Here is a 10,942-nt window from a genome sequence, read left to right on the forward strand (position 1 = left end):
ATACCTACCTGAAGAATGTGCTGGAAAGGCTGCCGACCCAAAAGGCTAGCCAAGTGCACGAACTTCTGCCCCATCATTGGCAGCATACTGCGTGATCACTCGCAAGCGGTGATGCCCGAACGCTTACGGGTATCGGACGTGACCCGCGCGGGGATCGGCACTTCAACATGATGAAACAGGCACGCCAGCATGACCCTCTCGGCCATTACGTCAGCCGCTGGATACCGGAGCTTGCGACACTGCCCGCCGGCATGCAGCGCCATGCACCTTGGCTCGCCTGGTCAAGCAGCGCCGGGCGCGACAGATCAGCGAATCACTACCCGCGCCAGCCTCTCACGCATGTCGAGAGTTGGGAGGCCCATCTGGCCGACATCACACCGACACGCGTGACGCCCTGGCTGAGTGGCTCCTTCGAGCGAGGCTGACAAGCGTTGAACCACGAAGAGAGCGCCACAAAACGGATACAACGAAGAGGGTGCAACGCAGAGGAAGCGACGCAGGTGATTCCATGGCGCCTTGGCGCTAACTGGCCGTCAGGGCTGCACTTTATGAGCCTTATTCACTATCATGGCCGCATTCCTCGCAGGAGTTGTCATGAATCAGCCGCTACCGCCACCACTGTCCACGCCGCACCGGAATCTCATTCGTCTGACCATCGCGCGCGGCATCACCTGGACCGGCTTTCTCATCCTGATCATCTTCGGGCTCGAGATCATCGGCTTTCAGCTCAATGTGCTGCCCGTCATCTCGATCATCATCGCGATGGGGCTGGTTAATGTCGCGACCTGGTGGCGCCTCGGGCAGTCGCATCCCGTCACCGACACCGAGAACCTGATTCACCTGCTGGTGGATATCGCCGGTCTGACGATGCTGTTCTTCCATACCGGTGGCTCCACCAACCCCTTCGTGCCCTATTATCTGGTGCCGGTGACCATGGCGGCCGCAACGCTCCCGTGGCGTTATGCCTGGGTGATTGCCGCCGTTGGCATGGGCTGTTACAGCTTCCTGATGGTGTTCTATGAGCCGGTGCCGCAGCTGGCGACCTATGAGCTGGGTGGACGCATCAGCCTGCATGTCATCGGCATGTGGCTGAACTTCGGCCTGTCGGCGTCGCTGGTGACCTACTTCATCTACAAGATGGCCCATGCCCTGCGCACCCGGGATCAGGCGCTGTCCACCACGCGTGAGGCCGCCCTGCGCAGCGAGCAGGTATTGGCGGTGGCCAGTCAGGCCGCTGGCACCGCGCATGAGCTGGGCACCCCGCTCTCCACCATGGCAGTGCTGCTGAGCGAGATGCGCGAGGATGCCAAGGACAGGAATGACCCTCAGCTGGAGGATGATCTTGCCCTGCTGCGCAGTCAGGTCGACACCTGCAAGCAACGCCTGCAGGCGATGGTAGCCGCGGCCGACCGCCGTCGCATGGAACAGCCCCAACCCATCAATGCCGCCCAGTGGCTGGAGGAAATCGTGCAGCGCTGGCTGGTGGTACGCCCGGACGTGCAGCATAGCGTCGAGGTGACGCCCGGCGCTGAACAGGCCTCCATGCTGGTGGACACCACGCTTGAACAGGCGCTGATGAACCTGCTCAACAATGCCGCCGACGCCTGCCCGGATGATATCGAGATCACCCTGGAGCAACGCGATCAGGAAGTGCTGATCGACATCCGCGATCATGGCGATGGCGTGCCCATGGCGGTGGCGGATCAGCTCGGCGAGACCTTCATCTCCACCAAATCCAAGGGCATGGGCATCGGCCTGTTCCTCACGCATGCCACCATCAATCGGTTAGGTGGCGGCGTCAGTCTGTACAACCACGAAGATGGCGGCACCTTGACGGAAGTGCGCCTCCCCATTCATCTGACATGATGGCGGCAAAGACCGCCCAAGCGAGAACCCTGATGAGCGATGCAACCCGACTGCTGATCATCGACGATGATGAATTCTTCTGCCAGGTCACGGCGCGCGCCATGACGCGCCGCGGCTATGAAGTGGAAGTGGCCCGTGATGAAGCCCAGGCACTCAGCGTGGCACGCAGCCACCGCCCGGAGCTGGTCACGCTCGACCTGAAGCTCGAGCAGAGCTCCGGCCTCAAGCTGCTGCCCGAGCTGATCGCCCTGCTGCCTGACACGCGTATCGTGGTGCTGACCGGCTATTCCAGCATCGCCACCGCGGTGGAAGCCATCAAGCTCGGCGCGGTCAACTACCTGTGCAAGCCCGCCGATGCCGACGAGATTCTCAACGCCTTCAACCGCGAAGTCGGCGACCCTGCCGCCGAGATCTCCGACAACCCGCCGTCGGTCAACCGCCTGACCTGGGAGCACATCCAGAAGGTGCTCAACGAGCACGATGGCAACATCTCCTCCACTGCCCGCGCCCTGGGCATGCACCGCCGAACTCTGCAACGCAAGCTGCAGAAGCGGCCGGTCAAGCGCTGAGACAGCGCCGCTGACGTAGTCTGAATCCCAGGCGACACTTCGCTGCCGGCCAAGCAAAAGCCCTCACCATCCTCGCTCGCAAGCGCGAATCGATGGTGAGGGCTTCGTGTCTCTGCACTGTCTGGAATGAGCCGTTGCTCAAGGGTACGCCGTTACTGCGCCGTCCACCCCAAGTCCATGTTGAAGCTGGAGCCGGTCACTGAGCCTGCCTTGTCGGAGGCCAACCACACCGCCATGTCCGCCACTTCGGAGGGATCGATCATGTGCTTGATCGCCGCGCCCTTGAGCATGATCTTCTCGATCACTTCATCTTCGGGCATGTCATTGAGCTTGGCCTGCTCGGCGATCTGCTTGTCGACCAGCGGCGTGCGCACATAGGCCGGGCAGATGGCATTGGCGGTGATGCCGCTTTCGCCCCCTTCCAGCGCAGCGGTTCTGGTCAGCCCCATCAGGCCATGCTTGGCACTAACGTAGGCCGCCTTGCCCGGTGACGCGACATGGGCGTGGATGGATGCCATGTTGACGATGCGCCCATAGCCATTCTTCTCCATGTGCGGCCATGCCGCCTGGATCAGCGTGAATGGCGCACTCAGCATCAAGGCGATGATCTGGTTCCACTTGGCTTCGGGGAAGTCCTTGATGCGCTCGACATGCTGGATGCCGGCATTGTTAACCAGGATATCGAGGCGACCGAAACGTGATACGGCTTCATTCACCGCCGCGCGACACTGCTCGGCATCCGTCAGGTCGGCCTTGAAGAAGGCAGCCCCTGCCTTATCGGCGACCTCTGCCCCCTCATCACTGAAATCGACCGCCAGCACCTGATGCCCAGCATCGCACATCGCCTGCATGATGGCGGCGCCGATACCACTGGCGGTGCCGGTCACCAGTGCAACACGGACAGGGGAAGACTGTTGTTCACTCATGCGAATCTCCTGACAGAGGGGAATGTCATGCTGCTCTGCAACATACAATGAAGATAGCGCTAATCTAGCCATCTTTACCACCCGACCATCGCCGAGTTGCACTCCCCACTGGCATTATCGAGCGCCAGCCAATATCACAGCCGCATGATGCATTCGACGCAATCGTTGCATCCGCTGACGCAACCCGGCCGCCAGGCGCTATTCACGACGAGAAGTGGACCTGCTATGACAGGAAGCGAACCTGTACCAGCAGCCCCGGGGCCTGCGGCGTCCCCAAGGGACTCTCCTTCAGCGCAAGCTCTGCGCCTAGACGTTCAGCGAGCTCGCGCACGATGGAAAGGCCCAGCCCCGAGCCTTGAGTCTTTTGGCCGGCCAGACGCACGAAGCGTTCAAAGACGCGCTCGCGTTCACGCAGCGGGATTCCGGGGCCCGTATCGGCCACTTCCATGCGCCATCCAGCGTCGTCGCGGCGGATATCCAGATGCACCTCTCCGCCTTCTGGCGTATAGCGCAGCGCATTGTCGAGCAGATTGCGCAGCAGCACGTAGAGGCCGTTCTCATGACTGACCAACTGCGCGCCGGGGGCAACCTCGACATGCAGCATGATGCCTCGCTGGCGTGCCATGGGGCCCAGGTCCCGCGCCAGCTCATGGGTCAGCTGGGCGAGATCGACCGGACGACGCGGTGCCTCTGCCCCGCTTTCCAGTCGTGACAGGGTCAACAGCTGCTCCACTACCCGCGTCATGCGATTGACGCCATCCACGATCATGCGTGCCGAGCGCCGCGAGGCCTCATCCCTGGCATCGGCCTCCAGATTCTGGGCATGCACCTTGATGCCCGCCAGGGGAGTCCGCAATTCGTGGGCGGCATTGGCCGTGAAGCGCCGCTCCTTGTCGAGGGTGTCCGCCAGACGCGCCAGCAACCCATTGAGGGCATCCACCATGCCGCGTATCTCGTCCGGCGCCTCGCTGGCATCCAACGGCTCAAGGTACCCGGGTTGACGGGCCGTGATCTGATGACTGATGCGCAAGACGGGACGAAACCCCCGCGAGACCGCCACACCGATCAGCAAGGCGATCACGAGCAACCCGACCACCAGCGCCAGCACGTTGTGCAACGCAATCTGGCCGGTCAGTTCATCGCGCACATCTTCACGCTGGGCCGCCGTGACCCAGATGCCACTCTCGGGGAAATACAGCGTGAAGGTGAACCAGTCATGGTGATTGTCACGCTGCCTGCCATAGCCGGGCACCGGCAGGTAATCGAGCACCACGGAGCGTGAAGAGAGGCCAAGCAACGGCTGGCCCAGCGCGTCCCACATCTGGAAGATCAGCTTGTCTTCATAGACATGTCCCAGCGGGGATTTCTCGTGGCCATCGGCAAAGCTCAGGGAGGGTGGACGCAGACTGAACTGGCCCGATGTCATCTGCTGCAACGTTTCCTGACGCGCGGCCGGTGTCAACGACGCGAGTCGGGACTGATAGAGTCGCCCCAGCATGCGTGCATTCTGGGCCAGCTCAGCGTCGAACAGCTCATCAATCTGCTCGCGGGAATCGAAGTAGCTCCAGGCGGCGGCCGTCCCCAGCACGATCACGACGCCACCGATCAGGTTGCGCCGCAGGAAACTGCGGATGGATTTCACGTGAGTTCCCCCAGCCGATAGCCCACGCCGCGCACGGTCTTGACCACCCCGGTGCCGAACTTGCGCCGCAGATGGTGGACATGTACCTCGATGACATTGCTCTCGACATCGCCATCCCAGCCATAGAGCTGCTCGACGAGCTGATCCCGGCTGAAGACACGACTGGGGTGCAGCAGCAGGAACTCCAGCAGATCAAATTCGCGCCGCCCCAGCGCGACCTCACTACCGGAGAGCGTGACAGTGCGGCCAGCCTGATCAATGCGCAACGGCCCCAACTGCAGGCAACCGCTGGCCTGCCCGGCATGGCGCCTCACCAACGCACGCAGACGCGCCACCAGCTCGGCAATGTCGAACGGCTTGACCAGATAATCATCCGCGCCGTCGTCCAGACCACGTACCCGGTCGCTGATGTCATCACGTGCCGTCAGGATCAATACCGGCAACGTCTGGCCCTGACGGCGCAGGTGACTCAAGACCTGCAGACCGTCGAGATCCGGCAGGCCAAGGTCCAGCACCAGCACATCAAAGGGCGAATGCTTGAGCGTGGCGGCGACGTTGGCGCCCTCCTTCAACCATTCAGTGCTCATGCCTTCGCGGCGCAGGGTATGGTTGACCCCCTCGCCCAACAACGGATCATCTTCGACGAGCAGAACTCGCATCTGGACTCCTTGAAATCGTTCTGATTCTGCCATGTCATATCAGGACATGAGACAAGACGTCCGCCACCGAAAGGTGACGGACGTCGAAAGCATACTGTGGGCGGTGTCGACAGATCAGCCAGCCATCACACACCACTGCGTGCGCGGCGCCCCTGGTGCCGAGCATGGCGCCACCTGGCCAGACGCACCGTCAGCAGCATCCTCTGCTCGCGCAGCCCGAGCGCGCCACGCTCCAGCATGCGGCGCGGCCCGCCGATGACACGCCGCAGCGCCTCACCCGCCATCAGCCAGCCATACGCGAGCGGGTGCCTGGCTCGCGCCAGCCGCAGTCGGAAGATCAGCTTGCGCGCCTGACGCGCCACACTGACAGGATGATTGCCCTGATGGCGCGCCAGGCGCATCAAAAGAGGGTCCTCTTCACCGGTGATCAGCGCCGGGGTATGCAAGCGGATACGTGAGTGCTTCGCTGTCGGCAGCGGAACGAAAAAGTCGCCGTCTGCCTGCACGGTCAACTCCAGCAGCGGGCGTCGGCTATCCGCCGAGCCATGAAGCTCAAGACACTCCAGTACCTTGGCGCGCACCTCGGCCGGCCACCCCCCACGCTCGAGCACATGCCAGGCGCGGCCACTCTCCAGATGCCAGCGGCCATCGCCCGGCAGGCTTAGCAAGGTATCGGGGCGCTCCGAAGCCGGGATGTTGTGCAGTTGCGTGCATAGCGCGTCACCCCTCACATCTGCGTGCGTCAGTGACAGGCGGCGGTGTTGCTGGCCACTCGGGGTGGGCAACAACCTGCACAGCAAGGCAAGGTCATCCCCCTCTCGCTCGACCAGAATCAATGCAGCCCCTGCCGCCGCCAGCTGCCAACAGAGTTCTCGACAACTGGAGGCCATCGGCGCCTCGACCAGTACACGATGCCCGGCTAGGCCAGCGGGCTTGAGCTTTGCAGCGGTGTGGGCAAGACCAGTGCGTTCAAGAACTGTGCGTGCAAGAGAAATGAACATGAGGGCTTTCCTTGGGTCGAGGCATTGCCAGACACAGAAGCGCGAGTGGATGACACGCCTTGTGGACCTGCATAGGAGCATGATCGATCAGCTCACTGACAGACATGTGGCAACGAGGTGACATTTCCACAAGACGTGCTGGCGATTCCCATGACCAACACGCAAGCGCTGAGCTTAACCATGGAGTGATCACCAGCATGAATGGCTGCGCTTAACGCAAACTTAAGCTCTCACAAGACGATGCCACGATAACGCTGGTCTTCCTGCTTCTTGCTCGCCGCTTGCTCACCTCCAGCTCGACTCTCCACCAATGCCCCTGATGCTCAGAAGCCGAACAGCCTGACGATAGGCGGCACGATGAAGGCGGTCAGCAGACCGGTCAGCCCCATCGACATGCCAGCGAAGGCACCCGCCAGCGTGCTCCCCGACGAGAAGCAGAACGCAGTACCGATGCCATGCGCCGACAAGCCCATGGTGAAGCCCTTGACGGTATCGTCTCGCGCCCCTGCCAGTCGCATGACAACGGGGCCTAGCACACAGCCGAGGGTGCCGGTCAGCAGCACCAGCCCTGCCGTCAGCGAGGGGATACCGCCCAATTTTTCGGCGATCCCCATCGCGATCGGTGATGTGACGGATTTGGGCGCCAGGCTCAGGGCCACCTGGGTATGTGCTCCCAGCGCCAGTGACAGCCCCAGGGTAGTGGTCACGGCAGTGACGATGCCAACGCAACAAGCCGTCAGCAGTGGCCACAGCATCTGCTTGACCCGATCGAGATGGTCAAACAACGGTACCGCCAACGCGACGGTGGCCGGCCCGAGCAGGAAGTGGATGAACTGGGCCCCTTCGAAATAGGTGGGATAGTCAGTGTCCGTCAGCCACAAAAACGCGATGATCAGTGCGATGGAGACCAGTACCGGATGCGCCAGCGATGCGCCCCGGGCCAGACGATTGATCGCCGTCGCCAGCAGAAAGGCCACCAGCGTCAACAGCAGATGCAGCAACGGAGAAGCGCTCAGGTACACCCACAGGGCGTCAAGCGGGGCCAGATTCATGAGGACACCTCATCGGCGCTGGGTGACTTGCCCCCTGCTCCACTCGGTGTCGCAGAACCTCGATCGATCAGACGTTGCAACAGCCAGGCCGTGACGAACTGGGTGACCGCGATCGACGCAACCAGCGTGATGGCGATGGCGGTGAGATCACGTGCGATGAGCTCGAAATGCACCATCACACCAACGCCCGCGGGCACGAACAGCAGCGACAGATGCGAGAGCAGGCCATTGCTGGCAAGCCTGAGACTGGCAGGCACGCGTTCCCGCAGCAGCGCACGGGCCAGTTGACGTTGGCCGAGGTCTCGATTCGCATTCTCGTCAACACGCAGTACTCCTTCCCCCTCTCTATCCGGTGTAGGCAACAACCGTTTGCGTAGCCGCCCTCGCAACATCAACCCCAGCAGCAGGAACAACATTCCCAGTACTGGCCCTGGCACCGGAAGCAACAATGCACGCCCCGTTACCTCACCGAGAAACTGGCAAAGCAGCAGGATGCAGAACCCCTTGATCAACGCCATTCCTTACAGACTCCTCTTAGCCGTGTCAGCCTTTCAGGCCGCCGTTCTGACAATTATGTCACAGCCGTCCCTGACGCCAGTCCCTCCCCCTCAGTATTGAAGACACCAACAACGGTGCGGCAACGCTTTACTGTGGTAGTCTGCGATCTCGATCACACAACACCGTTACAGACAGGGAAGGCTGCGACATCATGCCAGATTCTCTCGGGCTTGATACTTCCGTTATTCCCAATTGGATCAAGACATTGCGGCATGAGGAGGATCATCAGGCCCTGATGATTCTTGAGCTAGCTGCAGAACTGGCAGACGCTCCTATCGCAATGATCAATCTTCGTGATGGTGGGCAGCTCAAGCGCTGGTTGAGTTTGGACGACAACGTGCACGAGTCCATCCCTATAAACGATGCCCTGTGTGGTATGGCGGTGATGCAAGCTAGCCCTCTTATCACATGTGACGCTCGTCAACAGTCGGAACTCGCTAGATGCAGTTCGGTATTTGCCGACAGCATTCGTTATTACATTGGCTTGCCCCTAAAGGCAGACAATGGCGAGATAATCGGTTGCATGAGCATAGCGGACTCTGAACCTCGTCAACAGTTGCCCAGCTCAGAAATCCTCGTTCGATTGAACACGCTAGCGTTACTGGCGACCGAAGCGCTAAAACGTCAGATCAATCAAAGCCATCTCAACGCAGAGTTCGAAGACAGTCAGTCGCGAGCCAGCTGGATATTGCGAAGTATTTCTGATGGCATCCTCGAATGGAAAACAGGCAACGAGAGACTGACTATCTCTACACGCCTAGAGAATCTATTGGGGTACGAGGCCGGGACTCTCGATACCGGACTTGAGGCATTGTATGGAAGAGTCGCGTTTGACATGCGTGACGACTTCAAAGCCTTGATCGGCTCCAAACGATTAAGTGGGACGCCCTTCAATTGCGAGCTGCTAATTCGAACCCAGCAAGGGGATCATCGCTGGTTCGAACTACGTGCGCAATTTGAGGTCAGGAACGGCGCACCCTATCGTTTCATTGGCTCATTGCTGGATATCCACCAACAGCATCTGGCCAAGGATGCCCAGGCTGATAAGTTACGCCGCTATGAACGTCAACAGGCGGCATTGATTGAGCTCGGCAATACACGCCACGACAACAGCACGCACCTAGATAGCCTACTGCCATGGTTGTGCGAGCAAGTCGCCAAAGGACTGCAGATACGCAAGGTGAGCTTCTGGTATATGAATGCCGCCCACGACTGCCTTTCGCTCGCCCACGTCCATGATGCATGGATTCCCCCTCCGCACGATGCGACGCTTAGTACGGTCCCCACCAGCCTCACTAGAAAACACAACGGACTCTATTTCGAAGCCCTAGATGCCGGACGCGCTCTCGCGTTGGCCGATGTGACCAAGGCCAATCAAGAGTTGCTGTTTGATGGAACCTTCCGATGCAGCGTGAAAGCCATCATCGACAGCCCGATCCGTGTGGCGGGCCAGTGGTGGCCGTCATCTGCTGCACAGAAAGCCATGCCCCGCGTCAATGGACAGATGATGAGCAGGCATTTCTGGCATCGGTATCTGATCACGTATCACAGCTTATGACCGAATTTGAGCAACAGGCCTCTCAGAAACGCCTGCGTGCAAGTGAGCGACGGTACCGAGCCACCTTCGAGCACTCTGCTGTGGGTATGGCGCACCTAAGTACCAGTGGCCAGCTATTGCGCGTCAATCAACGACTCGAAAGCATCTTGGGCTACACCTCTACCACCCTGTCCCAGAGTGTCATTCGCGAACTGATCGAGCCGGAAGACTTGGAAAGCTTCCTGCTGCAACATCAAGCCCTGATCGAGCAGCGCAAGGACTTCTTTACCCAGCAATGCCGCTTCATACACGCCTCCGGCAACTCAGTACATGCAGAGATTAGTGTCTCTGCTGTCGAGGCGACACCAGAACAGGATGGTTATACGCTACTGGCGTTGATAGACAATACGCTCAATCACACCATGTCGCAGCGCATGGCCCATGAGGCTAACCACGACAGCCTGACTGGCTTGCTCAATCGCGGCGCATTCAAACGTAAACTAACGACGCTTTGCGATGATGCGCGCGCTACCCGTGCGCTGCATTGCCTCGCATACATCGATTTGGATCAGTTCAAGGTCGTCAATGACACCTGCGGCCACTCCGCCGGCGATGCACTTTTGATCCAGCTGGTCGACGTCATTGCCGCCGGCTTACGCAAGCAAGACCGTCTCGCGCGCTTGGGAGGGGATGAATTCGGCTTGCTGATGTCCAACATAACACTGGATGACGCCGAGGCGCTGCTCGAAGAGATGCGCCAGTCTGTCACCAACTTCCGATTCATGTGGGAAGACAAATTGTTCACCATTAGTACCAGTATTGGCCTAGTGAGCATCGACAGCAACCACAACGACCCCCACCAGCTGCTGAGTGCCGCCGACGCTGCCTGCTACGAGGCCAAGGATGCCGGACGCAACCGTGTTCATCGTCACAGTGAATCCGGTGACGAGGTGGCTCGGCGAATGCAGGAAATGCACTGGCTGGCAGAAATCACCGCAGCCATCGTGAAGTGGACCCCATCCTTTGGACCACCTGACGGGTCGTCTAAGCTCGGATCAGGTCATCATCGGCGTCAGGCCGCCTGGGTCAGTGGTTGAGAGAAGTACACTTCATCAGGTGTGGCATCGTCCAG

General features: G+C 60.3%; 12 protein-coding genes. 6 read left to right on the forward strand and 6 right to left on the reverse strand.

What is annotated here, in order from left to right; genetic code table 11:
* Nucleotides 1-8 precede the first annotated feature (8 nt).
* The 4 genes from IZU87_RS18085 (at nt 9) to IZU87_RS16555 (ending at nt 2,435) form a co-directional block, all read left to right on the forward strand.
* Complete coding sequence (locus tag IZU87_RS18085) at nt 9-95, forward strand: hypothetical protein (protein ID WP_349305200.1); 87 nt, start codon at nt 9-11, stop codon at nt 93-95.
* Between the two features lie 36 nt (nt 96-131).
* A complete protein-coding gene (locus tag IZU87_RS16545) occupies nt 132-425 on the forward strand; it encodes an FAD-binding domain-containing protein (protein ID WP_349305201.1) in 294 nt (97 codons plus the stop codon).
* Between the two features lie 169 nt (nt 426-594).
* Nucleotides 595-1,866 (forward strand): ATP-binding protein, encoded by a 1,272-nt coding sequence (locus IZU87_RS16550; RefSeq protein ID WP_213115264.1) that lies wholly within the window; start codon nt 595-597, stop codon nt 1,864-1,866.
* 32 nt (nt 1,867-1,898) lie between these two features.
* Nucleotides 1,899-2,435, forward strand: a complete 537-nt coding sequence (locus IZU87_RS16555; RefSeq protein ID WP_213115265.1) for a response regulator transcription factor — start codon at nt 1,899-1,901, stop codon at nt 2,433-2,435.
* A gap of 152 nt (nt 2,436-2,587) precedes the next feature.
* Here the strand turns inward: IZU87_RS16555 and IZU87_RS16560 are convergent, their stop codons facing one another.
* The 6 genes from IZU87_RS16560 to IZU87_RS16585 all read right to left on the reverse strand — a co-directional run bounded on the left by IZU87_RS16560 (nt 2,588) and on the right by IZU87_RS16585 (nt 8,233).
* Nucleotides 2,588-3,361, reverse strand: a complete 774-nt coding sequence (locus tag IZU87_RS16560) for a 3-hydroxybutyrate dehydrogenase (RefSeq protein WP_213115266.1) — start codon at nt 3,359-3,361, stop codon at nt 2,588-2,590.
* Nucleotides 3,362-3,584: 223 nt separating this feature from the next.
* On the reverse strand, nt 3,585-5,003 hold the full coding sequence (locus tag IZU87_RS18090) for an ATP-binding protein (protein WP_213115267.1): 1,419 nt from the start codon (nt 5,001-5,003) through the stop codon (nt 3,585-3,587).
* On the reverse strand, nt 5,000-5,662 hold the full coding sequence (locus IZU87_RS16570; protein WP_213115268.1) for a response regulator: 663 nt from the start codon (nt 5,660-5,662) through the stop codon (nt 5,000-5,002). The genes IZU87_RS18090 and IZU87_RS16570 overlap by 4 nt, the downstream gene beginning before the upstream one ends.
* A 125-nt stretch (nt 5,663-5,787) precedes the next feature.
* The gene (locus tag IZU87_RS16575) at nt 5,788-6,663 is read right to left on the reverse strand and encodes a hypothetical protein (RefSeq protein WP_131432196.1); all 876 of its coding nucleotides are present in this window, start codon (nt 6,661-6,663) and stop codon (nt 5,788-5,790) included.
* A 323-nt stretch (nt 6,664-6,986) separates the two neighbouring features.
* On the reverse strand, nt 6,987-7,715 hold the full coding sequence (locus tag IZU87_RS16580) for an LrgB family protein (RefSeq protein WP_213115269.1): 729 nt from the start codon (nt 7,713-7,715) through the stop codon (nt 6,987-6,989).
* The gene (locus tag IZU87_RS16585) at nt 7,712-8,233 is read right to left on the reverse strand and encodes a CidA/LrgA family protein (protein ID WP_107334628.1); all 522 of its coding nucleotides are present in this window, start codon (nt 8,231-8,233) and stop codon (nt 7,712-7,714) included. Before IZU87_RS16585 ends, IZU87_RS16580 begins: the two co-directional genes overlap by 4 nt.
* A gap of 191 nt (nt 8,234-8,424) precedes the next feature.
* Between IZU87_RS16585 and IZU87_RS16590 the strand changes: the two genes are divergently transcribed.
* Nucleotides 8,425-9,831 (forward strand): GAF domain-containing protein, encoded by a 1,407-nt coding sequence (locus IZU87_RS16590; RefSeq protein WP_213115270.1) that lies wholly within the window; start codon nt 8,425-8,427, stop codon nt 9,829-9,831.
* The gene (locus IZU87_RS16595; RefSeq protein ID WP_213115271.1) at nt 9,828-10,907 is read left to right on the forward strand and encodes a GGDEF domain-containing protein; all 1,080 of its coding nucleotides are present in this window, start codon (nt 9,828-9,830) and stop codon (nt 10,905-10,907) included. Before IZU87_RS16590 ends, IZU87_RS16595 begins: the two co-directional genes overlap by 4 nt.
* Nucleotides 10,908-10,942 lie beyond the last annotated feature (35 nt).

It is taken from the genome of Cobetia sp. MC34, assembly GCF_018340035.1.
Classification (GTDB): domain Bacteria; phylum Pseudomonadota; class Gammaproteobacteria; order Pseudomonadales; family Halomonadaceae; genus Cobetia; species Cobetia amphilecti.

What these genes read in the sequence shown, in the direction of transcription:
- IZU87_RS16595 (WP_213115271.1), top strand. Translation starts at nt 9,828, where the DNA reads ATGACCGAATTTGAGCAACAGGCCTCTCAGAAACGCCTGCGTGCAAGT.
- IZU87_RS16555 (WP_213115265.1), top strand. Translation starts at nt 1,899, where the DNA reads ATGAGCGATGCAACCCGACTGCTGATCATCGACGATGATGAATTCTTC.
- IZU87_RS16575 (WP_131432196.1), bottom strand. Translation starts at nt 6,663, where the DNA reads ATGTTCATTTCTCTTGCACGCACAGTTCTTGAACGCACTGGTCTTGCC.
- IZU87_RS16580 (WP_213115269.1), bottom strand. Translation starts at nt 7,715, where the DNA reads ATGAATCTGGCCCCGCTTGACGCCCTGTGGGTGTACCTGAGCGCTTCT.
- IZU87_RS16590 (WP_213115270.1), top strand. Translation starts at nt 8,425, where the DNA reads ATGCCAGATTCTCTCGGGCTTGATACTTCCGTTATTCCCAATTGGATC.
- IZU87_RS16550 (WP_213115264.1), top strand. Translation starts at nt 595, where the DNA reads ATGAATCAGCCGCTACCGCCACCACTGTCCACGCCGCACCGGAATCTC.
- IZU87_RS16570 (WP_213115268.1), bottom strand. Translation starts at nt 5,662, where the DNA reads ATGCGAGTTCTGCTCGTCGAAGATGATCCGTTGTTGGGCGAGGGGGTC.
- IZU87_RS16560 (WP_213115266.1), bottom strand. Translation starts at nt 3,361, where the DNA reads ATGAGTGAACAACAGTCTTCCCCTGTCCGTGTTGCACTGGTGACCGGC.
- IZU87_RS16585 (WP_107334628.1), bottom strand. Translation starts at nt 8,233, where the DNA reads ATGGCGTTGATCAAGGGGTTCTGCATCCTGCTGCTTTGCCAGTTTCTC.